This window comes from Pseudomonas sp. TWP3-1 (assembly GCF_049896625.1).
Lineage (GTDB): Bacteria > Pseudomonadota > Gammaproteobacteria > Pseudomonadales > Pseudomonadaceae > Aquipseudomonas.
Genome location: NZ_JAFCUQ010000003.1, coordinates 79,671 through 103,497, shown reverse-complemented (window position 1 = coordinate 103,497; position 23,827 = coordinate 79,671). Strand labels below are relative to the sequence as shown.

Sequence of the window (23,827 nt, the reverse complement as noted above, 5' to 3'; positions counted from 1 at the left end):
ACGATGGCGATTCGGGTGCAGTCCGAACCGTTCGATCCCGGTGCCGAGGTCAACGCGATGCATGCGGCGAATGTCGGTGTTGGCGCGGTAGTGAGTTTTGTCGGCTACGTGCGCGACTTCAACGATGGGCTGGATGTGGCCGGGATGTTTCTTGAACACTATCCAGGCATGACCGAAAAGGCCTTGGGCAAAATTGCTCTTGAAGCCGAACAGCGCTGGCCGCTGTTGAAACTCGAAGTGCTGCACCGCATCGGCGCGCTGGAGCCGGGCGAACCGATCGTGTTCGTCGCCGCCGCCAGTGCCCACCGTCAGGCTGCGTTCGATGCCTGCGCGTTTGTCATGGACTACCTGAAAACCCGTGCGCCGTTCTGGAAAAAAGAAAACACCAGTGACGGCCCGCGTTGGGTCGAGGGGCGGGACAGTGATCATGCGGCGGCGGATCGCTGGAACAAATAGCTCTGTAGCGTTCTTCAGTCAGTCATCGCTGGCAAGCCAGCTCCCACAGTGTTTTGCGTCGTGCACATATTTTTTGTACACCGCTGAACCCTGTGGGAGCAGGCTTGCCAGCGATGAGGCCATCTCCCACACCAAAAACCTCGCAGACACACTCTTCTCCCCGATTGACGGCTTGTACCTATAAGTCCAGTATGGATTTATAAGTACAAAATAGTTTGCTGTTGCTCCTCTTTCATCTTGCCAAACCAACAACAACCCGCGAGAGAATGAACATGAAGAAACTCCCCCTCATTACCGGTCTGGCCCTCAGCCTGTTGGCGTGCAGCAGCGTGTTTGCCGCCGAGAAAACCCTGCGCATCGGTATCGAAGCCGCCTATCCACCGTTTGCCTCCAAGACTGACAAAGGCGAGATCGTCGGTTTCGACTACGACATCGGCAACGCCTTGTGCGCGCAGATGAAGGCCAAATGCGTGTGGGTCGAGGGCGAGTTCGACGGTCTGATCCCTTCCCTCAAAGTGAAGAAAATCGACCTGGCGCTGTCGTCCATGACCATCAACGAAGACCGCAAGAAGTCCGTGGAGTTCACCCACAAATACTATTTCACCTCCTCGCGGCTGGTGATGAAGGACGGCGCGACAGTCGATGACCAGTACGCGAGCCTCAAGGGCAAAAACGTCGGCGTGCAGCGCGCGACTACCACTGATCGTTATGCGACCGAGGTGTTCGAGCCGAAGGGCATCAACGTCAAGCGTTACAGCAACAACGAAGAGATTTATATGGACCTGGCGGCCGGTCGCCTCGACGCGATTTTTGCCGACACCATTCCGCTCAATGACTTCCTGAACATGCCGCGTGGCAAGGGTTACGCGTTTGTCGGGCCGGAATTGAAAGATCCGAAATATGTGGGCGAGGGCGCGGGGATTGCGGTGCGCAAGGGCAACACTGAATTGGTGTCCGAGCTGAACAGCGCGATTGATGGCATTCGCGCGAGTGGCGAATATCAGAAGATTTCCGACAAGTATTTCAAGTCCGACATCTACGGCGACTGACACACCGCTATCGCTGGCAAGCCAGCTCCCACAGTATCCGGGTCGTACACAGGATTCATGTACACCGCTGAACCTGTGGGAGCTGGCTTGCCAGCGATGAGGCCAGACCAGCCAATAAAGTTCAGCCCTTCAACTCTTTCAAATGCTTGTACACCGTCGCCCGCCCCATGTTCAGCACATTCGCCACATAGTTCGAAGCACTCTTGCCTTTGAACGCGCCCTCGGCGTGCAACGCCAACACCAATTCCCGTTTGTGATCACGCGTCAGCACGCTCAGGCTGAGCTGCCGTTCGCGCAGCCAGTTGTGCAGGAAGGTGTTGATGCGCTCCTGCCAGTCATCGCGAAACAGTGAGTCCGGTTGCGGAATCAGTTTGCTCGGCGAGAGAAACAGATCCAGCGCAGCCTTGGCATTCTCGAACAGCGAAATATTCAGATTGATGCACAGCACCGCCAGCGGACGCCCTTCGCTGTCGCGCAATACGCTGCTCAGGCTGCGAATCTTCTGTCCGTCCCAGTTGAGCTTTTCGTACGGGCCGATGTTCCGTTCGCTGACGTCTTCACTGAGCATGTCTTCCAGCGCCGAATCGTCGCCGATTTCGCGTTTCGACAGGTTGTTGGCGATGTAATCGACCTTCTGCGTGCGCAGGTCGTGCAGCACCACTTCGGCGTGGGGATAGAACAGCGTGGCGATGGCGTCGGCGATGGCGCGGAAGTTGTCCAGCGCAGCGTCTTTCAGCTCGGGTTTGGTTTCGGCGGCGGTCATGATTGTGTAGCTCCAGAAAGCGTCAGCGCCCCGTGCACAGGGGCGCTGCGAGTGTGCCGCAATCGGTCGCGCGCGTCATCCGCGCAGGCGGGCAGGGGCGAGCATCGCGGCGTTCAGACCGAACTGCTGCAGGTGTTCGGGCAGTGCTTCACCGCGCACCAATGCCGCACTGGCCTGGCCCATGGCGGGAGACGTCTGAATGCCGTAACCGCCCTGCGCGGCGACCCAGAACAGCCCCGGTACCTGCGGATCGAAACCGCAGAGCAAGTCACCGTCAGCGACGAAGCTGCGCAAACCGGCCCAGGTGCGGGTCGGGCGGCGGATGGTCAGCGTTGTGGCTTCTTCGATCTGGTAAATGCCCATGGCGATGTCCAGTTCTTCAGGCTGCACGTCATGCGGTTCCACCGGGTCGGCGTTGGCCGGCGAGCCGAGGAACATGCCCGCGTCGGGCTTCATGTAGAACGATTCATCGAGGCTGACCAGCATCGGCCAGTGATGAATATCCACGCCTTCGGGGCCGGCGAAGATGAACGCGGCGCGGCGCTTCGGTTGCAGGCCCAACGGCTGGGCGCCGGCCAATGCACCGACCTTGTCGGCCCACGCGCCTGCGGCATTTATAACAACCGGGGCGCTGAACGTCTGGCCGTTGGTCTCGACCTGCCATAGGCCTTCGGCATCGCGGCTCAGGCCCAGCACCTGGCAATCGGTGTGCACTTCGCCTTTGTTGCGGCGAATACCGCGCAGATAACCCTGATGCAGCGCGTCGGTGTCGATGTCGCTGGCGGACGGATCGTAGATCGCGCCGTGGACTTTTTCCCGGCGCAGGATCGGCAGCCGTGCGCAGGCTTCGTCGGCGCTGAGCAGTTGCATCTCCGGCACCGTGGCTTTGGCGCTCAGGTATTGATTGTTCAGCTCGGCCGGATCGCCGGTGAAATCCACGGTCATCTCGCCGCGTGGGGTCAGCAGTGGATGTTCGCAAAATCCGCTGGGCGGGTTATCGAAAAACGCGCGACTGGCCTGAGTCAGCGCGCGCACCTGCGGCGTGCCGTACGCGGCAGTGAACAGCGCGGCCGAACGGCCGGTGGAGTGATAGGCCGGATGCGATTCGCGCTCCAGCACGATCACCTTGCCGTGCGGCGACAACCAGAAACCGCTGGAAGCGCCGGCAATCCCGCCGCCGATGATGATGAAATCTGCGTGGCTCATGATGATCTCCGCTGTCAGCGCTGCAATTGGTAAACCGCATTGGCCAGGGCGATGTCTTCCAGGCCCAGGCCAATCGAGCGGAAAAATACGTGGCGGTGATATTCCGGGCGCTGCACTTTTTCGCTGAGCAGGTCCGCGAGGTCACCGAGGATTGAATCGGGATTCCAGTCGTGTTGTTCAGCGGCAATCAACATCTCACCCGCCGAACCCGGGGTGGTCAGACGATAGTCGCAGAACACCTGCATGTCGTTGAGGCTGTGCGGCGGCACTTCGTGAGCGCGTGCAGCGTTGGTGCTGATCGAAGTGATCAGCGCCGGTTTGCTCAGGTTCGCCGGGTCAATCACCGGGCCGGCGGACGAAGTGCAGAGCATGATCACGTCAGCATCGGCGATGGCGGCTTCGCGGCTGGCGGCGATGGTCAGGCGTGGATCGAGGGATTTCAGCAGTTTCGCGGTTTCGGCGTCGGAGCTCAGGCTTGGCGAATAGAACGTAATACTCTGCCAGTCGCGCAATGTTTTGACGTAATGCAGGTGCGCCTGGGCGACCTTGCCGCTGCCGATGATCGCCAGGCGTTGTGCGTTCAACGGCGCAAGGGCATCGACTGCCACCGCTGTGGTCGCCGCCGTGCGTGCGGTGGTCAGCTCACCGGCATCACATAACAGCAGCGGTTGGCCGGTCTTCATCGACATCAACAGCGTCCACGCGGTCACCAGCGGGCCTTGCTCGCGCACGATGTACGGCGAAGTCTTGACCCCGTACACGCCGTCCTCGGCGAGTACGCCCAGATAATTGATGAAATCCCCGGCGCCCTGTGGAAATTCCACCAGTTGCTGCGCCGGTTGCACTGCGTGCCCGGCCGCCAGATCACGGAACAGGTTGCGCAGGATCTGCGGCACATCAATCCGCGCCAGCAACTCGCGGGCCTGGGTCTGGTCGATCACGTAAGGCGTACTGGACATGTCGGCTCCGCCGTCTGGATATAAACTAATTTGTCCATTATGGACTTTTAGTCGAGGCGAACAATATCCAGACGAAAAAAAAGCGCAGTCCGTTGCCGGCTGCGCTTTCCTTTATCGCTTCGCTTACTCGGGACGCTTGCGCTCAACCGCACGCAACAGATGCGTCGGCGGTGTTTCACAGCTGATCTTGCGGCCCAGCTTCTCTTCGATCGAAGGCAACTGATAAGAGTCATCTTCTCCGGCGAAGCTGATCGACACACCATCGGCGCCGGCGCGACCGGTACGGCCGATGCGGTGCACGTAGTCGTCCGGGACTTCCGGCAGGGTGAAGTTGATCACGTGGCTGATGCCGTCGATGTGGATGCCGCGACCGGCGACGTCGGTGGCAACCAGTACGCGGATCTTGCCTTCGCGGAAACCTTCCAGAGTCTTGATGCGCTTGTGCTGCGGCACGTCGCCGGACAGTTGCGCGGCGTTGACGCCATCACGCACCAGACGTTCTTCAATGCGCCGCACTTCATCCTTGCGGTTGGCGAAGACCATCACCCGCTCCCAACCGTTGTCGGTGACGAGGTTGTAGAGCAGTTTGTATTTGTCGGCGGCTGCTACCGCGTAAATATGTTGCTCGACGTTTTCGCTGGCCACGTTCTGCGACTCGATCTCGACGATCGACGGGTCGGTGGTCCATTGCTTGGCGAGGTTCATCACGTCTTCGGTGAAGGTCGCGGAGAACAGCAGCGTCTGACGCTCGTTCTTCGGCGGCGTCTGACGAATGATCTGCCGCACTTGCGGGATGAAACCCATGTCGAGCATGCGGTCGGCTTCGTCCAGCACCATCACTTCGACCATGTCCAGATGCACGTCGCCGCGCTGGTTGAAGTCGAGCAGACGGCCCGGCGTGGCCACGAGGATGTCGCAGTGGCGCGCCTCGAGGTGCTTGAGCTGCTTGTCGAAGTCCATGCCGCCAACGAACGTCATGACGTTGAGGCCGGTGTACTTGGTCAGGTCCGCGGCGTCTTTGGCAATCTGCACCACCAGCTCGCGGGTTGGCGCGATGATCAGTGCGCGTGGCTCACCCATGTAGCGCTCTTTCGGCGGCGGGGTCTGCAGCAGCTGGGTGATGATCGAGATCAGGAACGCGGCGGTTTTGCCGGTACCGGTCTGGGCGCGGCCGATGGCGTCTTTGCCGGCGAGGGTGAAACCCAGCACCTGCGCCTGGATCGGCGTGCAATACGGGAAGCCCAGGTCCTGGATGGCATGCATCAGTTCCGGGGACAATTTGAAATCGTGGAAACGGGTTTTGCCTTCCTGTGGTTCGACGACGAAGTCTTCGAGTTTCCACGGGATCACCGGCGCCTTGGGCTTCGGTTCGCGACGCGGTCTGGCCGGTTTCGGCGCTTCGCTGTGTGCTGGCTCGGCAACTGGAGCATCAACAACAGGCGTGGCCGGTGCTGGCCGAGGTTCGCGTTTGGGGGCCGCTACCGGAACGTGGCGGTCAGCTTGAGGGGCATCGCTTTGATGACCGGGAGTGCGGGATGGCGCACTGGGAACTGGCGCGAGCTGCTCAGCCTCGCTTTTACCGAACATTTTCTTGAGTGCTTTGAGCACGGTCATCTCATCAATTGGTTAAGGAATGTACGCCGGCCAGTGTAATGCAAGAATCGGGCGCGGCGTAGTGGGATGATCAAAGGGCTTTTATTGCAGAACTGATCAGCGCAGGCGTTCGTGCAGCCACACGCCGATATCGCGAATTTCCTCGGGTAACACTTCGTGCTCCATTGGGTATTCCTGCCATGTCACGGTGACACCATGAGCCTTCAGATACTCATACGCCGTGCGGCCCATCGAGTTCTGCACCACGTTGTCGAACTGGCCGTGCAGCGCCAGTACCGGAATCCGCTGCTGACTGGCGGACAACTGCAGTTCATCACTGAAAGTCGGCGCATACGTCGACAGCGCTATCACCCCACCCAGCGGTCCCTGCCAGCGCAGAAAAGCGCTGTGATAAACCACGGCGCCACCTTGGGAGAACCCGGCGAGAAAAATCCGCGAGGCGTCTATTCCGCTGGCGCGCTGTTGTTCGATCAATTCGATGACGTGATCGGCGGATGCTTCCAGCTCATCACGGTTGATGGCTCGCGCCGGGCTCATGGCCTTGATGTCGTACCAGCTCGGCATGGCATATCCGCCATTTATGGTCACGGGACGAGTAGGCGCCTGTGGCAATACAAAGCGTGTGCTCAACAAGTTTTCCTGCAGAGCCTCGGCCACCGGCAGGAAGTCGTAGCGGTCGGCGCCGAGGCCGTGCAGCCAGATCACGCAGGCGTCTGCGGGCTTAACAGGCTGAAGAATCAAGGGCTCGGTCATGGCTGCTCCAAATATGTGCGGGCGCTCTCATTAAGTGCGTGATTGAGGTGCGCGTCGGGGTGATCCGTTAAGAAGATGTCGCAAGGTTACAAGTTTTGCTATTGACCTGTCGCACAGTCGTATCGGCGACCAGTGTGGTACGGGCTTTGCTATGAAGAATTCGCGCAGTTGATCTCGCGCCCGGCGGTAACACTATCAGTGAACGTCGGGCGGGGGGAAAGCAAAGAATCCGGTGATGGATGTTCGCCAATGACCGCTACGGGCTTAGCGAACGTGAAAGGGCTACAGCCCGTTCGGCCGATGGTGAGAAGTGAGTTGTCCATGATGTGGATTGTCTCCTACTAGACTCATAGCGAAGGTTCTGCGTCGGTTGACCCTAAAAAAAGCCAACACGGGTCAGCAACGCCTCAAAAGGGTGCGACGGAACTCAAGCTCCGACACAACAAGAGCAAAACTGGAGGTTTGAATGAAGATGTTGAAATCCACCCTGGCCATCGTGACTGCTGCAGCAGTACTCGGTGTCAGCGGGTTCGCTCAGGCGGGTGCAACCCTGGATGCCGTGCAGAAGAAAGGTTTCGTGCAGTGTGGCGTGAGCGACGGTCTGCCGGGTTTCTCGGTACCGGATTCGACCGGCAAGATCCTCGGGATCGACGCTGACGTCTGCCGTGCTGTGGCCGCAGCGGTTTTCGGCGACGCGACCAAGGTCAAATTCAGTCAGTTGAATGCCAAAGAGCGCTTCACCGCGCTGCAATCGGGCGAGATCGACATCCTGTCGCGCAACACCACCATGACCAGTTCGCGTGACGCGGGCATGGGCCTGAAATTCCCCGGCTTCATCACTTACTACGACGGCGTGGGCTTCCTGGCCAACAGCAAGATGGGCGTGAAAAGTGCCAAGGAACTGGACGGTGCAACCATCTGCATCCAGGCCGGTACCACCACCGAGCTGAACGTGTCCGACTACTTCCGCGCCAATGGCCTGAAGTACACCCCGATCACTTTCGACACCTCCGATGAAAGTGCCAAGTCGCTGGAATCCGGTCGTTGCGACGTACTGACCTCGGACAAATCGCAACTGTTCGCTCAGCGCAGCAAACTGGCTACGCCGAAGGACTACGTGGTTCTGCCGGAAACCATTTCCAAAGAACCGCTGGGCCCAGTCGTGCGTAACGGCGATGACGAGTGGCTGGCGATCGTGCGCTGGGTCGGCTATGCGCTGCTCAACGCTGAAGAAGCCGGCGTGACGTCGAAAAACGTACTGGAAGAAGCCAAGTCGACCAAGAACCCGGACGTTGCACGTCTGCTGGGCGGCGACGGTGAGTACGGCAAGGATCTGAAACTGCCGAAGGACTGGGTGGTGAAAATCGTTTCCCAAGTCGGTAACTACGGCGAAATCTTCGAGAAAAACCTCGGCAAGAGCACTCCGCTGGAAATCGACCGTGGCCTGAACGCGCTGTGGAACAACGGCGGCATTCAGTACGCACCACCAGTGCGCTAATGGTTCTATCACCCGGCGGGCCAACCGCCGGGTGATGTTCTGTTCCATTTCTTTCGGGGCACTTCATGCAAAATTCAATCGGCGCACCAAAGCAGAGGTTCAGCCTCAGCGATCCACGAGTGCGTGCGTGGCTATTCCAGATCATCACCATTGTCGCGGTGGTCTCGATGGGCTGGTATCTGTTCGATAACACTCAGACCAACCTGCAACACCGGGGCATCACCTCCGGCTTCGACTTTCTGGAGCGCAGCGCCGGGTTCGGCATCGCTCAACACCTGATCGACTACACCGAATCGGACAGCTATGCCCGGGTATTCGTGATCGGTCTGCTCAACACCTTGCTGGTGACGTTCATCGGCGTGATCCTGGCAACCTTGCTCGGTTTCATCATCGGTGTGGCACGTCTCTCGCCGAACTGGATCATCAGCAAACTGGCGACCGTGTATGTGGAAGTTTTCCGCAACATTCCGCCGCTGCTGCAAATCCTGTTCTGGTACTTCGCGGTGTTCCTGACCATGCCGGGGCCGCGCAACAGTCACAACTTCGGCGACACCTTTTTCGTCAGCAGCCGTGGCCTGAACATGCCGGGCGCGCTGGCGGCGGACGGTTTCTGGGCGTTCGTGATCAGCGTCGTGGTAGCTATCGTCGCCATCGTGCTGATGAACCGCTGGGCGACCAGGCGTTTTGAAGAAACCGGTGTCCCGTTTCACAAATTCTGGGTTGGCCTGGCCATCCTCGTAGTGATTCCGGCGCTGTGCGCACTGATCTTCGGCGCGCCGCTGCACTGGGAAATGCCGCAGCTCAAAGGCTTCAACTTCGTGGGCGGCTGGGTGCTGATCCCGGAACTGCTGGCATTGACTCTGGCCCTGACTGTTTATACCGCGGCGTTCATCGCCGAGATCGTACGGTCCGGGATCAAGTCGGTCAGCCACGGCCAGACCGAAGCGGCGCGTTCGCTGGGACTGCGCAACGGCCCGACCTTGCGCAAGGTGATCATTCCGCAAGCCCTGCGCGTGATCATTCCACCGCTGACCAGCCAATACCTGAACCTGGCGAAGAACTCCTCGCTGGCGGCCGGTATCGGTTATCCGGAAATGGTTTCGCTGTTCGCCGGCACCGTGCTCAACCAGACCGGTCAGGCGATCGAAGTGATTGCCATCACCATGAGCGTGTACCTGGCGATCAGTATCAGCATTTCCCTGCTGATGAACTGGTACAACAAGCGCATTGCGCTGATCGAGCGGTAAGGAAAAGCGCATGAGTACTCATACTTTCAAACCCGACATGCCCCCACCGAGCAGCAGCATCGGCGTGGTGGCGTGGATGCGCGCGAACATGTTCTCCAGCTGGCTCAACACGCTGCTGACGCTGTTCGCGTTCTACCTGATTTACCTGATCGTGCCGCCGATTCTCAGCTGGGCGATCATCGACGCCAACTGGGTCGGCACCACCCGCGCCGACTGCACCAAGGAGGGCGCCTGCTGGGTGTTCATTCAGCAGCGTTTCGGCCAGTTCATGTACGGCTACTACCCGGCCGATCTGCGCTGGCGCGTTGACCTGACCGTGTGGCTGGCGGTGATTGGCGTCGCGCCGTTGTTCATCAAGCGCGTCGCGCACAAAGCGGTGTACGGGCTGAGCTTTCTGGTGATCTACCCGATCGTGGCCTGGTGTCTGCTGCACGGCGGTGTGTTCGGTCTGACTCAGGTGGCGACCAGCCAGTGGGGCGGCCTGATGCTGACCCTGGTGATCGCCACTGTCGGTATCGCCGGCGCATTGCCGCTGGGCATCGTCCTGGCCCTCGGTCGCCGTTCGAACATGCCGGCGATCCGCGTGGTCTGCGTGACCTTCATCGAGTTCTGGCGCGGCGTGCCGTTGATCACCGTGCTGTTCATGTCCTCGGTGATGCTGCCGCTGTTCCTGCCCGAAGGCATGAACTTCGACAAGCTGCTGCGAGCGCTGATCGGCGTGATCCTGTTCCAGTCGGCGTACGTCGCCGAAGTGGTGCGCGGCGGGCTGCAAGCGATCCCCAAAGGTCAATACGAAGCAGCGGCGGCGATGGGCCTGGGCTACTGGCGTTCGATGGGCCTGGTGATTCTGCCGCAAGCCCTGAAGATGGTTATTCCCGGCATCGTCAACACCTTCATTGCGCTGTTCAAGGACACCAGTCTGGTGATCATCATCGGCCTGTTTGACCTGCTCAACAGCGTCAAGCAAGCCGCTGCCGATCCGAAATGGCTGGGCATGGCCACCGAAGGCTACGTGTTCGCCGCCCTGGTGTTCTGGATTTTCTGTTTTGGTATGTCGCGCTATTCCATGCATCTGGAACGCAAGCTCGACACTGGCCACAAGCGCTAAGTCGCTACCTAATTTGGGAAGTTCTGTAATGAGCGAAGCAATCAAAAAGCCTGTGAGCCCTGAAGGCATTATTCAGATGCAGGGCGTGAACAAGTGGTACGGCCAGTTCCACGTACTGAAAGACATCAATCTCAACGTCAAACAGGGCGAGCGTATCGTGCTGTGCGGCCCGTCGGGCTCCGGCAAATCCACCACCATCCGCTGCCTGAATCGTCTGGAAGAACACCAGCAGGGCCGCATCGTGGTTGACGGTGTCGAGCTGACCAATGACCTCAAGCAGATCGAGGCGATCCGCCGTGAAGTCGGCATGGTGTTCCAGCACTTCAACCTGTTCCCGCACCTGACCATCCTGCAGAACTGCACCCTGGCGCCGATGTGGGTGCGCAAGATGCCCAAGCGCAAGGCCGAGGAAATCGCCATGCATTACCTGGAACGCGTACGCATTCCGGAGCAGGCGCACAAGTTTCCGGGGCAACTGTCCGGCGGTCAGCAACAGCGTGTGGCGATTGCCCGTGCGCTGTGCATGAAACCGAAAATCATGCTGTTCGATGAGCCGACTTCGGCGCTTGATCCCGAGATGGTGAAAGAGGTTCTCGACACCATGATCGGTCTGGCGGAAGACGGCATGACCATGCTCTGCGTAACCCACGAAATGGGTTTCGCGCGGACCGTGGCCAACCGCGTGATCTTCATGGACAAGGGCGAGATCGTTGAACAGGCAGCGCCGAACGACTTCTTCGATAACCCGCAGAATGAGCGTACAAAGCTGTTCCTGAGTCAGATTCTGCATTGATCGGATGCAGGCAATGAAATAAACCCGGACTCAGTTCCGGGTTTATTTTTGGCTGGAGATCAGGAGGCTAAAACAGGTTCCGATTCGGGGTGGCGAGCTGCCATCAGTTGCGTGAGTTCGCTACCTTCATTGAGCCCTTGTATTTCAGCGAGCAAATGCGGATGACGATCCAGAAGCCTCATTAGTGTGAATAACGGCTGAGGTGGAGGAAGCTCTCCCCGCTCGTAGCGCGAAAATGCATTATGTCCACCTCCCGATAACAACTTCACTGCGTTTCGTTGCGTGAGGTGCAGCTTGCGGCGAATTCGCTTCATCTCGCCTCCTATTATCCTGAAAGAGTCCTCAAGCAGCCGGTCGCCAGCGTCCACATAGCGCTCAGCGCTGTCGGTGCCATCGTCAAAGATGATTTCACCGCAAACCCTGCACTCCCAGCCGGCAATATCATGCACGAGCCGCGAAAACTGTTTGTAATTCACTGTGAGACTGCGACCTTGAAAATGACTCATTCCGTCGTCGGTACCACAGCTCACGCATTGTCTTTCATTCATATGTTTTTCTCCTTGAAGGAGATTACCGGGGGCCCACCGCCGGGGCAGTAAGTCACTTTGATGTAAATCTCCAAGTCACGAAACGTTGTGTGGTAGACGTCGTGCCAGTTGCGATGGTTGGCGTAGGACGTCATGGATTTGTAAAGCATTCGACGTTCGAGCGAACAGATCACTTGCGTCATTAATTGATGCGACATGCCCATATCCTTGGCGGTTTCGAGCGCCTGCCTTGTGAAGGCGGCTTTGCCTCGTCTAACAACTTCCGTCTTGACTACGGTCAAGTCGTAATGAGGGGTGTTCTTCTCCATAAGCAATCTTGCACCTGTCCCTGAAATTACCCTTAAAGGGTAATTTTGACTAATCGAAAATCCCGCTCCTTTTCTCTCCATCTGACCCTAGGCGGTTGCCGTCCTACACGAAGCTGACTAACATGTCAGAAAATTCATCCGATGATTGGATGAAAAGGCGAATCCCATGTCAGACATTTCTCCACTTATTAAGCGATCCTTGGTCGATCAGGCCCTGGATCAGCTACGCCAGCGCATCACCGATGGCATATGGGCTGTCGGTCAGCGCTTGCCGACCGAGCCTGAGCTCAGCTCAGAGCTGGGCATCAGCCGTAACACCGTGCGCGAAGCCATGCGTGTATTGGCGTTCTCTGGATTGATCGAGATCCGTCAGGGCGACGGCAGTTATCTGCGGGCGGTGGTCGATCCGATGGACACGCTCAAGGCACTGTCGCGCTGCTCGCTGGATCATGCGCGGGAAACCCGGCACATCCTCGAAGTCGAGGCCATCGGTCTGGCTGCATTGCGCCGCACTGATGAAGATCTGGTGGCGTTGCGTGAGGCGCTCGGTACCAGCGGTTGTCACTACCACGGCGATCTCGACACCTACGTCGCGTGTGATCTGGTGTTTCACCAGGGACTGGTGGACGCCGCGCACAACCCGGCGCTCAGTGAGTTGTACCGCTATTTCTCCAGCATCGTCGGCGCGCAGTTGCGCCAGACCTTGAACATCGTCCCGCGTCGCCAAGAAGTGTTCGATCTGCACATCGAGTTGCTAGATGCGGTCGAACAGCGCGATCCGGAACGGGCAAAAGCCTTATCCAGGCAGTTGATCAATGAACCTTGAAACCGAGAAAACCATGCCCCGCAGTGAGATATCCACAGCCCCCAAACGCACCGCAGAGCTGGAAGAGCTGCTGATCGACGCCGAGGCCGACGACGAGCAAGTGCAGCAAAGTCATCCGCTGGTGCGCCGGCCATGGCTATTGCTGCTGGGTCTTATCCTGGTCGCGTTGAACCTGCGCCCGGCGCTGTCGAGCATGGCGCCGCTGCTCACTGACGTGTCGAAAAGCCTGGGTTTGTCGGCTGCACACGCCGGCCTGCTGACGACTTTGCCGGTGCTGTGCCTTGGTCTGTTCGCGCCGATGGCGCCGATTCTGGCGCGGCGTTTTGGCGCCGAACGCGTTGTACTGGGGATTGTTCTGACGCTGGCTGGCGGGATTATCCTGCGCAGCAATTTCGGAGAAATCGGCCTGTTTGCGGGCAGCGTGTTGGGCGGCGCGAGTATCGGCATCATCGGCGTATTGCTGCCGGGTATCGTCAAACGCGATTTCGCCAAACACGCCGGCACCATGACTGGCGTGTACACCATGGCCCTGTGTCTCGGTGCGGCGATGGCGGCGGGTTCGACCGTGCCGTTAAGCGAACACTTCGACCACAGCTGGGCTGTAGGCCTGGGTTTCTGGGTGATTCCGGCGCTGGTTGCGGCGGTGTTCTGGTTGCCGCAAGTCGGGCAGAAACATGGCGCGCACAATGTGGCTTATCGAGTGCGCGGTCTGTTGCGTGATCCGCTGGCCTGGCAAGTCACGCTGTACATGGGCCTGCAATCGTCGCTGGCCTACATCGTATTCGGCTGGTTGCCTTCGATCCTGATTGGTCGCGGGCTGACACCGACCCAAGCGGGACTGGTGTTGTCCTGTTCGGTGATCGTTCAGCTCGCCAGCTCACTGGCAGCACCCTGGCTGGCGACGCGTGGCAAGGATCAGCGTCTGGCCATCGTGGTGGTGATGGCGATGACGCTCGGCGGTCTGTTCGGTTGCCTGTACGCACCGATTGAAGGCCTGTGGGGCTGGGCGATTCTGCTCGGGTTGGGGCAGGGCGGTGCGTTCAGTCTGGCGTTGACGTTGATCGTGCTGCGCTCGCGTGATGCGCATGTCGCGGCCAATCTGTCGAGCATGGCGCAGGGCTTCGGCTACACCCTGGCGTCGATGGGGCCGTTCGCGGTCGGCATCGTGCACGACTGGACTGGCGGCTGGAATGCCGTGGGCTGGATTTTCGGCATCATCGGTCTTGGTGCGATCATTGCCGGACTCGGTGCCGGGCGCTCGCTGTACGTGCAGGTCGAAAGCGAGAAGATCTGAAGCATCCGCACTGTCGGTATTCGGAGCGCGAATGCCGATAGTGTTTCCCGCGTTTGCAGACTATCGTGCTGGCAATCGTCTGCCATCATTTTGCAACCAAAGGTAGTTTGCCCATGAGTGAAGCCCACAGCGCCCTGATCACCCGCTTCTACGAGGCGTTCCAGCGTCTCGACGCCGAAGGGATGGCTGCCTGCTACAGCGACGATGTAGTGTTCAGCGACCCGGCTTTCGGTGAACTGCGCGGGCGCGATGCCGGCGATATGTGGCGCATGCTCACCACCCGCGCCAGGGATTTCTCCCTGACCTTCGACAACGTCCGCGCCGATGAGCGCACTGGCGGCGCGCATTGGGTGGCGACCTACCTGTTCAGCCAGACCGGCAACACGGTGGTCAATGATATCCAGGCGCGCTTCGTGTTTCGCGACGGCAAGATCTGCGAGCACCACGACCACTTCGATCTGTGGCGCTGGTCGCGTCAGGCGTTGGGTTTCAAAGGGCTGCTATTGGGCTGGACGCCAGTAGTGCACAACGCGGTGCGCGCTCAGGCGCTGAAAGGCCTGAAGGCTTTTCAGGCCAGTCGCTGATAAGATCGCGGCCTGTTTCCTCCACGCCTTGATCCTCAAGTGACCAGCCTCAGCGAAAATCCTCTCGAAGCCGACAAACCTGTGAGCAAATCCTGGTTCGTCTACCTCGTACGCGCGGCCAACGGCTCGCTGTACTGCGGGATCAGCGATGATCCCGTGCGCCGCTTTGCCAAACATCAGAGCGGCAAGGGCGCGCGGTTTTTCCTGTCGAGTCCGGCGATGGCGTTGGTGTATACCGAGTTGTGCCGGGACAAGAGCGATGCGTTGCGTCAGGAAAGGTTGATCAAGAAGCTCAGGAAGAGTGCCAAGGAATGCTTGGTGGCTTCCTATCAGTCGAGGTAGACCTCGCTGTTCTACGAGGCAGTGGCTACAAAATTGATGGCAAAAAAAACCGCCTTGCGGGGCGGTTTTTTCCGTAAGCATCGGTTTGCGGCCGAGCTTGGTGCATCTCACTGAATACACTGGCGTGGACGAAGCTTATTCGCCTTTTCGGCGCCGGGCAAGCCTTCAAGCAATCATTCCAGAGAATGCTTTTCTGGTTCGATTTGTTTAAAAGCCAGTTCAAGAATCTGATTACTATTCGTCCGCTCGCATGACAGTGCAGTCACTGAGGCCAAGTCGATTGGCGAACCGATCTCACGCCCTCTGACACGGAGTTGCACCCGTGCCGGAATGATGGCTCGGAGGGATCACAATCGGCCGCCTCACTGAATACGCTGGCGTGTATTCCAAAGGCGTACATGGTCCGGTAAGCACGCTGGAGGTTTGGCCACCGACTGGAGGCCAAAACGTATGAAGCTTTTGCTGCGTACTCTGAGCCTCGTATGGAGATCGTTTAAAGCGTTCCGCTTTTACGAGTTCCTGCGAGATCACTTTGATGACCTGACGTAAGGTTTATCGGTGTGAGAACAACCGCCCCGGTTTCGGCCGAGGCGGTTTTTTAGCTCGGTAAATCTTGAGCACCTTATCAATCTGACTGATAGGTTCCCATCAGCCAGATCTGTAGGCTGCTATCTAAATGCGCGTTAAGCTGCAGACTCACTTTTTGTGCGGCGGAGCCGAGCATGTCCGAGTTGATTCTGCATCATTACCCGACCTCTCCATTCGCCGAAAAGGCCCGTCTACTGTTGGGTTTCAAAGGCTTGTCCTGGCGTTCGGTGCACATCTCGCCGGTGATGCCCAAGCCTGACTTGACCGCGCTGACCGGTGGTTACCGCAAGACACCGGTGTTGCAGATTGGCGCTGACATCTATTGCGACACCGCATTGATCGCCCGGCGTCTGGAGCAGGAAAAAGCCTCGCCGGCGTTCTTCCCGCAGGGGCAGGAAATGATCACCGCGAGTTTCGCGACGTGGGCTGATTCGGTGGTGTTTCAGCATGCGGTGAGCCTGGTGTTCCAACCGGAATCGGTGGCGGTGCGTTTCGGCAAGCTGCCGCCGGAAGCGATCAAGGCGTTCATCGCTGATCGTGCCGCGCTGTTCTCGGGTGGCAGCGCGACGCGCCTGTCTGCCGAGCAGGCCAAGCATCAATGGCCAACGATCATGGCGCGACTGGAGCAGCAGTTGCAGCGCGAGCAGGGCGACTTCCTGTTTGGTGAGCCGTCGATTGCCGATTTCGCTTTGGCACATCCGATGTGGTTCTTGAAGGCGACGCACGTGACGGCGCCGTTTGTTGATGATTATCCAGCTGTGGCGGCGTGGTTCGGCCGGGTGCAGGGTTTCGGCCATGGCGCGGCGAGTGAGATGACTGCTGATGCCGCGCTGGAGGTTGCGCGTAATGCGCCACCAGCGGCTTTGCCGGATGAGCAGTTCGTTGATCCGAACGGCTTTGTTGCGGGGCAGCAGGTAGTGATCGCGGCGACTGATTACGGTGTTGATCCGGTTGCCGGGGAGTTGTTGTTCGCTGGGCGTGAGGAATTGATCCTGCGCCGCGAAGACGAACGTGGCGGAGTGGTGCATGTGCACTTCCCGCGTTTCGGTTTCCGCATCGAAAAACACTGAGCAAACTGAATGAGGGAGCCAATTGGCTCCCTCATTCATTTCAGCGCAGCCAGAATCTCATCCGGGTCAAACCCGCGAATCAACGTTCCATTCACGTCGATCAACGGAATCCCGCGTCCGCCCAACGCTTCATACGCCTCGCGCGCCTCGGCGTCCTTCTCGATGTCGAATTCCTTGTAGGCAATCCCCTTGGCATCGAGAAAACGCTTGGTCTGCTTGCAGTAGCCGCACCAGTCGGTGGTGTACAGCACGACGTCAGCGTTGGCGCGGACTTGCTCCGAAACCATCTGCGACGGATTGAACACCCGCTCGATCTTGCCCCAGTTCTGATAGACCACGACCACGATCAGTACCAGCAGAACTTTTTTCAGCACATTGCCGAGCATCAGTTACGACGCTTCAGCTGATCGGTGAGCGAGGTCGGCAGGCCCTTGATGATCAGAGTGCCGGCTTCTTCGTCGTACTCGATCTTCGAGCCCAGCAGGTGCGCTTCAAAGCTTATCGACAGGCCTTCGGCGCGGCCGGTAAAGCGGCGGAACTGGTTAAGGGTGCGTTTGTCGGCCGGGATTTCTGGCGACAAGCCGTAATCCTTGTTGCGGATATGGTCGAAGAAGGCTTTCGGGCGTTCTTCGTCGATCAGCTCCGAGAGTTCTTCCAGGCCCATAGGTTCGCCAAGTTTGGCCTGGCTGCTGGCGTAATCGACCAGTGTCTTGGTTTTTTCGCGTGCGGATTCTTCCGGCAGATCTTCGCTCTCGACGAAATCGCTGAAGGCCTTGAGCAGGGTGCGGGTCTCGCCCGGGCCGTCGACGCCTTCCTGGCAGCCGATGAAGTCGCGGAAGTACTCCGAAACCTTTTTGCCGTTCTTGCCTTTGATGAACGAGATGTATTGCTTGGATTGCTTGTTGTTCTGCCACTCGGACACATTGATTCGCGCCGCAAGGTGCAATTGGCCGAGGTCGAGATGCCGCGATGGCGTCACGTCGAGCTGATCGGTTACCGCCACGCCTTCGCTGTGGTGCAGCAGCGCAATTGCGAGGTAATCAGTCATACCCTGCTGATAGTGGGCGAACAGCACGTGGCCACCGACCGACAGGTTGGATTCTTCCATCAGTTTCTGCAGGTGCTCCACTGCCACGCGGCTGAACGCTGTGAAGTCCTGACCACCTTCAAGGTATTCCTTCAGCCAGCCGCTGAACGGAAACGCGCCGGACTCCGGATGAAACAGGCCCCAGGCTTTGCCCTGTTTGGCGTTATAGCTCTCGTTGAGGTCGGCGAGCATGTTCTCGATGGCCGCGGACTCGGCCAGTTCGGAGTCACGAGCGTGCAGAACTGCGGGCGTGCCGTCGGGTTTTTTGTCGATCAAATGGACGATGCAATGACGGATCGGCATGGGCTTCTCGGCTGGTGAATGGGAGGAGGGCAGGCTCCCCCGAAAAAGCGCTCAGTGTACCGCAACCACTGGATTTGGCGCGGGCTGAGGGGCAAATCCGGGTCACTCGGCAGCCCTTATGCATTTATTTAACGATTTAGCGCAATAAACCTGACCATTTGGGTAGCTAGAGGCGGATATTTCCTTGTCGCTGTGCTAGTTTTGCCCGGTCTTACGCGAAGTCACTGCGTTAAGCGTGCATTCAGCATTTGTCAGGTCGAACCAAACCCTGATTTCGGTATCTATAACCCGACTCGTCGCGGTTATCGCCGAGGGTGCCAGATCCAGAAGATCGGGCTCGATGGCTGACACTGCACTCTGCAATCCATATGAATTTGATAGGGAAGGAACACTACATGGCTCTTACTAAAGACCAACTGATCGCCGACATCGCTGAAGCTATCGACGCGCCGAAAACCACCGCGCGTGCCGCTCTGGACCAACTGGGCCAAATCGTTGCCGATCAGCTGGAAAACGGCCACGAAATCACCCTGCCAGGCATCGGCAAGCTGAAAGTGACCGAGCGTCCTGCCCGCACCGGCCGTAACCCTTCGACTGGCGCTGCCATCGAAATCGCTGCCAAGAAAGTGATCAAGCTGGTTGTGGCCAAAGGCCTGACCGACGCTGTGAACAAGTAAGACGCAGCAATAAAAAACCGTGCACCGGAGTGATCCGGGCACGGTTTTTTTGTGCCTGCTGATTTTATAAACCCGAAGCAGCGAATGATCGCGGCTTCGGGCTTGGAACAACTCAGCCCTTGCGAACCCAGCGGTCGCGACGCCAGATCTGCTGTTCGGATTTGGTCTGGAAGGTCCAGGCGACGAAGCGGCTTTGCTTCTGGCCCTGGGACATTTCCACAACCTGGCTTTCCAGAACACCGGCCTTCTTCAGCGCCGTTTCGATCGCAGGCAGGTTCGAAGCTTTCGACACCAGTGTGCTGAACCACAGCACCTTGTGCTGGAAGTTCGCGCTCTCGGCGATCAGTTGCGTCACGAAACGTGCTTCCCCACCTTCACACCACAGTTCAGCCGACTGGCCACCGAAGTTCAGCACCGGCAACTTGCGTTGCGGGTCGGCGCGGCCGAGTGCGCGCCATTTGCGCTCGCTGCCCTTGGTCGCTTCGTCCATCGAAGCGTGGAACGGCGGATTACACATGGTCAGGTCGAAACGCTCGCCCGGCTCCAGCAGGCCGATCAGGATGTGCTTGCGGTTCTCTTGCAGGCGCAGCTGGATGACCTTGTTCAGGTCGTTGGACTGAACGATAGCTTTGGCGGCGGCCACGGCGGTCGGATCGATTTCCGAGCCAAGGAAGTGCCAGCGATATTCGCTGTTACCAATCAGCGGATACACGCAGTTGGCGCCCATGCCGATATCCAGCACGTTGACGATTGCACCGCGCGGGACAACGCCGTCGTTAACGTTGGCCAGCATGTCAGCCAGGAAGTGCACGTAGTCGGCACGGCCCGGGACCGGTGGGCAGAGGTAATCGGCGGGAATATCCCAATGCTGGATGCCATAGAACGACTTGAGCAGCGCCCGGTTGAACACGCGCACCGCATCCGGGCTGGCGAAGTCGATGCTTTCCTTGCCGTACGGATTGATGATCACGAACTTCGCCAGTTCCGGCGTGGTTTTGATCAGCGCCTGGAAGTCGTAACGACCTTGATGGCGATTACGTGGGTGCAGGCTGGCCTCTTTACGCGGCTCCACGGGCTTGGCCGGGGTGGCGGAATCAGGCTTCTTGCGCGCGGGGCGAGGTGTGCGGGGGGCGTTCATGGGCGTGGTCGATTCGGGTATGGCTGAAATTGGCGGCCATTGTCCCACATCTGAACCGTGGCCGAGCAAACGAGTGCAAATCACTTGCGCGGCAAGTTTTTTATTCCGAATAAGTCTTGAATACCTGTCATATATGTCAGTTGGAGCAAGCATCATCATTGGGTTTACTGGGAGGGCAAATCTTATTTAACTTAAAGTGTTTTCTGGAGTGATATTCATGAGCGAGTTGCCTCCCGCCAAGTTTTTAGATGCTAACCTGCACAACTATATCAATTGCGCGACTATCCCCAGTCCTGTGGAAGGCATTCGAGTACAGGTCGAGTTGCCAGAAAATGTGATGGCAGGTGCCCTCATTACTCTGACTTCTCAGGCCTGCCAAGGACTCGATGGCACAAATCCTATTGCGGGAACGGATGCGGAGTTCACCGTAAAGGTAACGTCACCAATTACGTTCGCGGACTTCAACATTTCTCCATATTCGACCACAATCAAACCGATCGGTGAGTTTGGTTCATTGCTTGAGAGTTGGACCATTACGCAACCCGACGGCAGTATCGTCCAATCCCCACCGTCGCTCGTAAAAGTTGCTATTGGGGTGCCGGGTGGCGGAACGTGTCCGGAGTGATGCAACCGATATAAAAAAGGGAGGCCGTTGCGGGCCTCCCTTTTTCATTGCGGTTTGCCGTTACAGGCTGGCAATCCGCGCGTGTTGCTCGGCCAGCTTGCCCAGAGCCTGTTCGGCTTCGGCCAGTTTGGCGCGTTCCTTGTCGATGACTTCGGCCGGGGCCTTGTCAACGAAACCGGCGTTGGACAGCTTGCCGCCAACGCGCTGGACTTCACCCTGCAGACGCAGGATTTCCTTGTCCAGACGGGCCAGCTCGGCCGCCTTGTCGATCAGACCGGCCATTGGCACCAGCACTTCCATTTCGCCCACCAGCGCGGTGGCGGACAGTGGAGCTTCTTCGCCGGCCGCCAGCACTGTGATCGATTCCAGACGCGCGAGCTTCTTCAGCAGCGCTTCGTTCTCGGTCAACCGACGCTGATCTTCAGCGCTGACGTTTTTCAGATAGATCGGCAACGGCTTGCCCGGGCCGATGTTCATCTCGCCACGAATGTTGCGCGTGCCGAGCATCAGTTCCTTGAGCCACTCGATGTCGCTCTCGGCTGCCGGATCAATGCGCTCTTCGTTGGCCACTGGCCAAGGCTGGAGCATGATCGTCTTGCCCTGAATACCGGCCAGCGGCGCGATGCGTTGCCAGATTTCTTCAGTGATGAACGGCATGAACGGATGCGCCAGGCGCAGCGCCACTTCCAGTACGCGAACCAGTGTGCGGCGGGTGCCACGCTGGCGCTCGACCGGGGCGTTTTCGTCCCACAGCACTGGCTTGGACAGTTCGAGGTACCAGTCGCAGTACTGGTTCCAGATGAACTCGTACAAGGCTTGCGCCGCGAGGTCGAAACGGAACTGATCCAGTTGGCGGGTCACTTCGGCTTCGGTGCGTTGCAGCTGCGAGATGATCCAGCGATCCGCCAGCGACAGCTCGTAGGCTTCGCCGTTCTGGCCGCAGTCTTCGCCCTTGTCCAGAACGTAACGCGCGGCGTTCCAGATCTTGTTGCAGAAGTTGCGATAGCCTTCGACGCGGCCCATGTCGAACTTGATGTCGCGACCGGTGGACGCCAGCGAGCAGAAGGTGAAGCGCAGGGCGTCGGTGCCGTAGCTGGCGATGCCGTCGGCGAACTCGTCGCGGGTCTGCTTCTCGATCTTCTTCGCCAGTTTCGGCTGCATCAGGCCGGAAGTGCGTTTCTGCACAAGGTCTTCCAGCTCGATGCCGTCGATGATGTCCAGCGGGTCAAGGACGTTGCCCTTGGACTTGGACATCTTCTGGCCTTGGCCATCACGCACCAGACCGTGCACGTAGACAGTCTTGAACGGAACTTGCGGCGTGCCGTCTTCATTCTTCACCAGGTGCATGGTCATCATGATCATCCGGGCAACCCAGAAGAAGATGATGTCGAAACCGGTGACCAGCACGTCGGTGGAGTGGAATTTCTTCAGGAATTCGGTCTTTTCCGGCCAGCCGAGGGTGGAGAAGGTCCACAGACCCGAACTGAACCAAGTGTCGAGAACGTCGTTGTCCTGTTGCAGCGTCACGTCGGCGCCGAGGTTGTGCTTGGCACGGACTTCCGCTTCGTCGCGACCGACGTAGACCTTGCCCGATTCGTCGTACCAGGCCGGAATCCGGTGGCCCCACCACAGCTGACGGCTGATGCACCAATCCTGGATGTCACGCATCCACGAGAAATACATGTTTTCGTACTGTTTCGGCACGAACTGGATACGACCGTCTTCAACGGCTGCAATCGCAGGCTCAGCCAAAGGCTTGGTGGACACGTACCACTGGTCGGTCAGCCACGGTTCGATCACAGTGCCGGAACGGTCGCCTTTCGGCACCTTCATGTTGTGATCGTCGATGCTCACCAGCAGGCCGGAGGCGTCGAACGCGGCAACGATCTGCTTGCGTGCTTCGAAACGCTCAAGACCAACATATTCAGCCGGGATCTTGCCGTCGATGCTTTCGTTCAGCGTGCCGTCGAGGTTGAACACCTGACAGGCCTGCAGCACGTGCGCGTTCTTGTCGAAGATGTTCATCAGCGGCAGGTTGTGGCGCTTGCCGACTTCGTAGTCGTTGAAATCGTGGGCCGGGGTGATTTTCACGCAACCGGTGCCGAATTCAGGGTCGCAGTAATCGTCGGCGATGATCGGGATGCGGCGACCGACCAGCGGCAGCTCGACAAACTTGCCGATCAGGGCTTTGTAACGCTCGTCGTTCGGGTTCACCGCGACGGCGGAGTCGCCGAGCATGGTTTCCGGACGCGTGGTCGCGACGATCAGGAAGTCGTTGCCCTCAGCGGTTTTCGCACCATCGGCCAGCGGGTATTTGAGGTTCCACAGGAAACCTTTCTCGTCGTGGTTTTCCACTTCGAGGTCGGAAATCGCCGTGTGCAGCTTGGTGTCCCAGTTGACCAGACGCTTGCCGCGATAGATCAGACCGTCTTCGTGCAGGCGCACGAACGCTTCTTTCACCGCTTCCGAAAGGCCGTCGTCCATGGTGAAGCGCTCGCGGCTCCAGTCTACGGACGAGCCGAGGCGGCGGATCTGCCGGCTGATGTTGCCGCCGGATTCATCTTTCCATTCCCAGATTTTCTCGAGGAATTTTTCGCGACCGAGGTCGTGGCGGCTCTGGCCTTTGGCTTCGAGTTGACGCTCGACCAGCATCTGCGTGGCGATACCGGCGTGGTCGGTACCCGGCTGCCACAGGGTATTGCGACCCTGCATGCGGCGGAAACGGATCAGGGCGTCCATGATCGCGTTGTTGAAACCGTGACCCATGTGCAGGCTGCCGGTGACGTTCGGCGGCGGGATCATGATGGTGTAGGAGTCGCCCGCGCCTTGCGGGGCGAAGTAGTTCTCGGACTCCCAGGTGTTGTACCAGGAAGTTTCAATGGCGTGCGGCTGGTAGGTCTTATCCATGCGCGGCGGGACCCTATTGGCATTTATTCAGGAAAAGCCGGGAAGTATAGCGGGGCATGGGGCCGAGGGCGAGCGGGGGAGGAC

At 58.8% G+C, this 23,827-nt stretch carries 24 protein-coding genes; 13 read left to right on the top strand and 11 right to left on the bottom strand.

The window, feature by feature from the left end:
* The first annotated feature begins 3 nt into the window (after positions 1-3).
* The gene (gene moaE, locus ACP7BN_RS05745) at positions 4-456 is read left to right on the top strand and encodes a molybdopterin synthase catalytic subunit MoaE (protein WP_426202369.1); all 453 of its coding nucleotides are present in this window, start codon (positions 4-6) and stop codon (positions 454-456) included.
* Between the two features lie 272 nt (positions 457-728).
* Complete coding sequence (locus ACP7BN_RS05740) at positions 729-1,505, top strand: ABC transporter substrate-binding protein (protein ID WP_426202366.1); 777 nt, start codon at positions 729-731, stop codon at positions 1,503-1,505.
* Between the two features lie 121 nt (positions 1,506-1,626).
* On the opposite strand, the gene ACP7BN_RS05735 is transcribed toward ACP7BN_RS05740, so the two are convergent.
* The 5 genes from ACP7BN_RS05735 to ACP7BN_RS05715 all read right to left on the bottom strand — a co-directional run bounded on the left by ACP7BN_RS05735 (position 1,627) and on the right by ACP7BN_RS05715 (position 6,800).
* Positions 1,627-2,268, bottom strand: a complete 642-nt coding sequence (locus tag ACP7BN_RS05735) for a helix-turn-helix transcriptional regulator (protein ID WP_426202364.1) — start codon at positions 2,266-2,268, stop codon at positions 1,627-1,629.
* Positions 2,269-2,343: 75 nt separating this feature from the next.
* Positions 2,344-3,474, bottom strand: a complete 1,131-nt coding sequence (locus ACP7BN_RS05730) for an NAD(P)/FAD-dependent oxidoreductase (protein WP_426202362.1) — start codon at positions 3,472-3,474, stop codon at positions 2,344-2,346.
* 14 nt (positions 3,475-3,488) lie between these two features.
* On the bottom strand, positions 3,489-4,433 hold the full coding sequence (locus ACP7BN_RS05725) for an ornithine cyclodeaminase family protein (protein ID WP_426202360.1): 945 nt from the start codon (positions 4,431-4,433) through the stop codon (positions 3,489-3,491).
* Positions 4,434-4,556: 123 nt separating this feature from the next.
* Positions 4,557-6,047 (bottom strand): ATP-dependent RNA helicase RhlB, encoded by a 1,491-nt coding sequence (rhlB, locus tag ACP7BN_RS05720; protein ID WP_420647732.1) that lies wholly within the window; start codon positions 6,045-6,047, stop codon positions 4,557-4,559.
* A gap of 96 nt (positions 6,048-6,143) precedes the next feature.
* A complete protein-coding gene (locus tag ACP7BN_RS05715) occupies positions 6,144-6,800 on the bottom strand; it encodes an alpha/beta hydrolase (protein ID WP_426202357.1) in 657 nt (218 codons plus the stop codon).
* Positions 6,801-7,266: 466 nt separating this feature from the next.
* On the opposite strand from ACP7BN_RS05715, the gene ACP7BN_RS05710 reads away from it, so the two are divergent.
* From ACP7BN_RS05710 to ACP7BN_RS05695, 4 genes are all read left to right on the top strand, one after another.
* Complete coding sequence (locus ACP7BN_RS05710) at positions 7,267-8,298, top strand: amino acid ABC transporter substrate-binding protein (RefSeq protein ID WP_420647734.1); 1,032 nt, start codon at positions 7,267-7,269, stop codon at positions 8,296-8,298.
* Positions 8,299-8,363: 65 nt separating this feature from the next.
* Positions 8,364-9,545 (top strand): amino acid ABC transporter permease, encoded by a 1,182-nt coding sequence (locus ACP7BN_RS05705; protein WP_426202355.1) that lies wholly within the window; start codon positions 8,364-8,366, stop codon positions 9,543-9,545.
* Positions 9,546-9,555: 10 nt separating this feature from the next.
* Positions 9,556-10,653, top strand: coding sequence for an amino acid ABC transporter permease (locus tag ACP7BN_RS05700; RefSeq protein ID WP_426202353.1), 1,098 nt, complete (start codon positions 9,556-9,558; stop codon positions 10,651-10,653).
* Positions 10,654-10,681: 28 nt separating this feature from the next.
* Entirely contained in the window at positions 10,682-11,446 is a 765-nt protein-coding gene (locus tag ACP7BN_RS05695) for an amino acid ABC transporter ATP-binding protein (protein WP_150603734.1), read from the top strand.
* Positions 11,447-11,505: 59 nt separating this feature from the next.
* Here ACP7BN_RS05695 and ACP7BN_RS05690 read toward each other — a convergent pair whose 3' ends face one another.
* Both ACP7BN_RS05690 and ACP7BN_RS05685 read right to left on the bottom strand, forming a co-directional pair.
* Entirely contained in the window at positions 11,506-11,994 is a 489-nt protein-coding gene (locus ACP7BN_RS05690; protein WP_426202350.1) for a type II toxin-antitoxin system MqsA family antitoxin, read from the bottom strand.
* Positions 11,991-12,302 carry a type II toxin-antitoxin system MqsR family toxin gene (locus ACP7BN_RS05685; protein WP_426202348.1) on the bottom strand — a complete coding sequence of 104 codons (312 nt, stop codon included), beginning with the start codon at positions 12,300-12,302 and terminating at the stop codon, positions 11,991-11,993. The genes ACP7BN_RS05690 and ACP7BN_RS05685 overlap by 4 nt, the downstream gene beginning before the upstream one ends.
* A 166-nt stretch (positions 12,303-12,468) precedes the next feature.
* Between ACP7BN_RS05685 and ACP7BN_RS05680 the strand changes: the two genes are divergently transcribed.
* From ACP7BN_RS05680 to ACP7BN_RS05660, 5 genes are all read left to right on the top strand, one after another.
* Positions 12,469-13,128, top strand: a complete 660-nt coding sequence (locus tag ACP7BN_RS05680) for a FadR/GntR family transcriptional regulator (protein WP_426202346.1) — start codon at positions 12,469-12,471, stop codon at positions 13,126-13,128.
* The gene (locus ACP7BN_RS05675) at positions 13,118-14,422 is read left to right on the top strand and encodes a CynX/NimT family MFS transporter (protein WP_426202343.1); all 1,305 of its coding nucleotides are present in this window, start codon (positions 13,118-13,120) and stop codon (positions 14,420-14,422) included. The genes ACP7BN_RS05680 and ACP7BN_RS05675 overlap by 11 nt, the downstream gene beginning before the upstream one ends.
* Positions 14,423-14,535: 113 nt before the next feature.
* A complete protein-coding gene (locus tag ACP7BN_RS05670; RefSeq protein WP_420647740.1) occupies positions 14,536-15,006 on the top strand; it encodes a nuclear transport factor 2 family protein in 471 nt (156 codons plus the stop codon).
* A gap of 39 nt (positions 15,007-15,045) precedes the next feature.
* The gene (locus ACP7BN_RS05665; RefSeq protein WP_426202341.1) at positions 15,046-15,348 is read left to right on the top strand and encodes a GIY-YIG nuclease family protein; all 303 of its coding nucleotides are present in this window, start codon (positions 15,046-15,048) and stop codon (positions 15,346-15,348) included.
* Positions 15,349-16,070: 722 nt separating this feature from the next.
* Positions 16,071-17,006 (top strand): glutathione S-transferase family protein, encoded by a 936-nt coding sequence (locus tag ACP7BN_RS05660; protein WP_426202339.1) that lies wholly within the window; start codon positions 16,071-16,073, stop codon positions 17,004-17,006.
* A gap of 35 nt (positions 17,007-17,041) precedes the next feature.
* On the opposite strand, the gene ACP7BN_RS05655 is transcribed toward ACP7BN_RS05660, so the two are convergent.
* Together ACP7BN_RS05655 and yejK are read right to left on the bottom strand one after the other, a co-directional pair.
* On the bottom strand, positions 17,042-17,392 hold the full coding sequence (locus ACP7BN_RS05655; RefSeq protein WP_420647743.1) for a glutaredoxin family protein: 351 nt from the start codon (positions 17,390-17,392) through the stop codon (positions 17,042-17,044).
* Entirely contained in the window at positions 17,392-18,396 is a 1,005-nt protein-coding gene (gene yejK / locus ACP7BN_RS05650; protein WP_420647744.1) for a nucleoid-associated protein YejK, read from the bottom strand. Before yejK ends, ACP7BN_RS05655 begins: the two co-directional genes overlap by 1 nt.
* Positions 18,397-18,791: 395 nt before the next feature.
* Between yejK and ACP7BN_RS05645 the strand changes: the two genes are divergently transcribed.
* The gene (locus ACP7BN_RS05645) at positions 18,792-19,073 is read left to right on the top strand and encodes an HU family DNA-binding protein (RefSeq protein ID WP_420647745.1); all 282 of its coding nucleotides are present in this window, start codon (positions 18,792-18,794) and stop codon (positions 19,071-19,073) included.
* Positions 19,074-19,185: 112 nt separating this feature from the next.
* Here ACP7BN_RS05645 and rlmF read toward each other — a convergent pair whose 3' ends face one another.
* Entirely contained in the window at positions 19,186-20,211 is a 1,026-nt protein-coding gene (gene rlmF / locus ACP7BN_RS05640; protein WP_426202336.1) for a 23S rRNA (adenine(1618)-N(6))-methyltransferase RlmF, read from the bottom strand.
* Between the two features lie 217 nt (positions 20,212-20,428).
* Between rlmF and ACP7BN_RS05635 the strand changes: the two genes are divergently transcribed.
* Complete coding sequence (locus tag ACP7BN_RS05635) at positions 20,429-20,836, top strand: hypothetical protein (RefSeq protein ID WP_426202333.1); 408 nt, start codon at positions 20,429-20,431, stop codon at positions 20,834-20,836.
* A 60-nt stretch (positions 20,837-20,896) separates the two neighbouring features.
* On the opposite strand, the gene ACP7BN_RS05630 is transcribed toward ACP7BN_RS05635, so the two are convergent.
* Complete coding sequence (locus ACP7BN_RS05630; RefSeq protein WP_426202331.1) at positions 20,897-23,743, bottom strand: valine--tRNA ligase; 2,847 nt, start codon at positions 23,741-23,743, stop codon at positions 20,897-20,899.
* Positions 23,744-23,827 lie beyond the last annotated feature (84 nt).

Bases quoted from the DNA above. Each gene is read 5' to 3' on its own strand.
- ACP7BN_RS05730 (WP_426202362.1), bottom strand. From the start codon at position 3,474: ATGAGCCACGCAGATTTCATCATCATCGGCGGCGGGATTGCCGGCGCT.
- ACP7BN_RS05705 (WP_426202355.1), top strand. From the start codon at position 8,364: ATGCAAAATTCAATCGGCGCACCAAAGCAGAGGTTCAGCCTCAGCGAT.
- ACP7BN_RS05695 (WP_150603734.1), top strand. From the start codon at position 10,682: ATGAGCGAAGCAATCAAAAAGCCTGTGAGCCCTGAAGGCATTATTCAG.
- ACP7BN_RS05670 (WP_420647740.1), top strand. From the start codon at position 14,536: ATGAGTGAAGCCCACAGCGCCCTGATCACCCGCTTCTACGAGGCGTTC.
- ACP7BN_RS05645 (WP_420647745.1), top strand. From the start codon at position 18,792: ATGGCTCTTACTAAAGACCAACTGATCGCCGACATCGCTGAAGCTATC.
- ACP7BN_RS05735 (WP_426202364.1), bottom strand. From the start codon at position 2,268: ATGACCGCCGCCGAAACCAAACCCGAGCTGAAAGACGCTGCGCTGGAC.
- yejK (WP_420647744.1), bottom strand. From the start codon at position 18,396: ATGCCGATCCGTCATTGCATCGTCCATTTGATCGACAAAAAACCCGAC.
- ACP7BN_RS05660 (WP_426202339.1), top strand. From the start codon at position 16,071: ATGTCCGAGTTGATTCTGCATCATTACCCGACCTCTCCATTCGCCGAA.
- ACP7BN_RS05725 (WP_426202360.1), bottom strand. From the start codon at position 4,433: ATGTCCAGTACGCCTTACGTGATCGACCAGACCCAGGCCCGCGAGTTG.
- ACP7BN_RS05700 (WP_426202353.1), top strand. From the start codon at position 9,556: ATGAGTACTCATACTTTCAAACCCGACATGCCCCCACCGAGCAGCAGC.
- ACP7BN_RS05715 (WP_426202357.1), bottom strand. From the start codon at position 6,800: ATGACCGAGCCCTTGATTCTTCAGCCTGTTAAGCCCGCAGACGCCTGC.
- ACP7BN_RS05685 (WP_426202348.1), bottom strand. From the start codon at position 12,302: ATGGAGAAGAACACCCCTCATTACGACTTGACCGTAGTCAAGACGGAA.
- ACP7BN_RS05710 (WP_420647734.1), top strand. From the start codon at position 7,267: ATGAAGATGTTGAAATCCACCCTGGCCATCGTGACTGCTGCAGCAGTA.
- ACP7BN_RS05740 (WP_426202366.1), top strand. From the start codon at position 729: ATGAAGAAACTCCCCCTCATTACCGGTCTGGCCCTCAGCCTGTTGGCG.
- ACP7BN_RS05675 (WP_426202343.1), top strand. From the start codon at position 13,118: ATGAACCTTGAAACCGAGAAAACCATGCCCCGCAGTGAGATATCCACA.
- ACP7BN_RS05690 (WP_426202350.1), bottom strand. From the start codon at position 11,994: ATGAATGAAAGACAATGCGTGAGCTGTGGTACCGACGACGGAATGAGT.
- rhlB (WP_420647732.1), bottom strand. From the start codon at position 6,047: ATGACCGTGCTCAAAGCACTCAAGAAAATGTTCGGTAAAAGCGAGGCT.
- ACP7BN_RS05680 (WP_426202346.1), top strand. From the start codon at position 12,469: ATGTCAGACATTTCTCCACTTATTAAGCGATCCTTGGTCGATCAGGCC.
- ACP7BN_RS05630 (WP_426202331.1), bottom strand. From the start codon at position 23,743: ATGGATAAGACCTACCAGCCGCACGCCATTGAAACTTCCTGGTACAAC.
- rlmF (WP_426202336.1), bottom strand. From the start codon at position 20,211: ATGAACGCCCCCCGCACACCTCGCCCCGCGCGCAAGAAGCCTGATTCC.
- moaE (WP_426202369.1), top strand. From the start codon at position 4: ATGGCGATTCGGGTGCAGTCCGAACCGTTCGATCCCGGTGCCGAGGTC.
- ACP7BN_RS05635 (WP_426202333.1), top strand. From the start codon at position 20,429: ATGAGCGAGTTGCCTCCCGCCAAGTTTTTAGATGCTAACCTGCACAAC.
- ACP7BN_RS05655 (WP_420647743.1), bottom strand. From the start codon at position 17,392: ATGCTCGGCAATGTGCTGAAAAAAGTTCTGCTGGTACTGATCGTGGTC.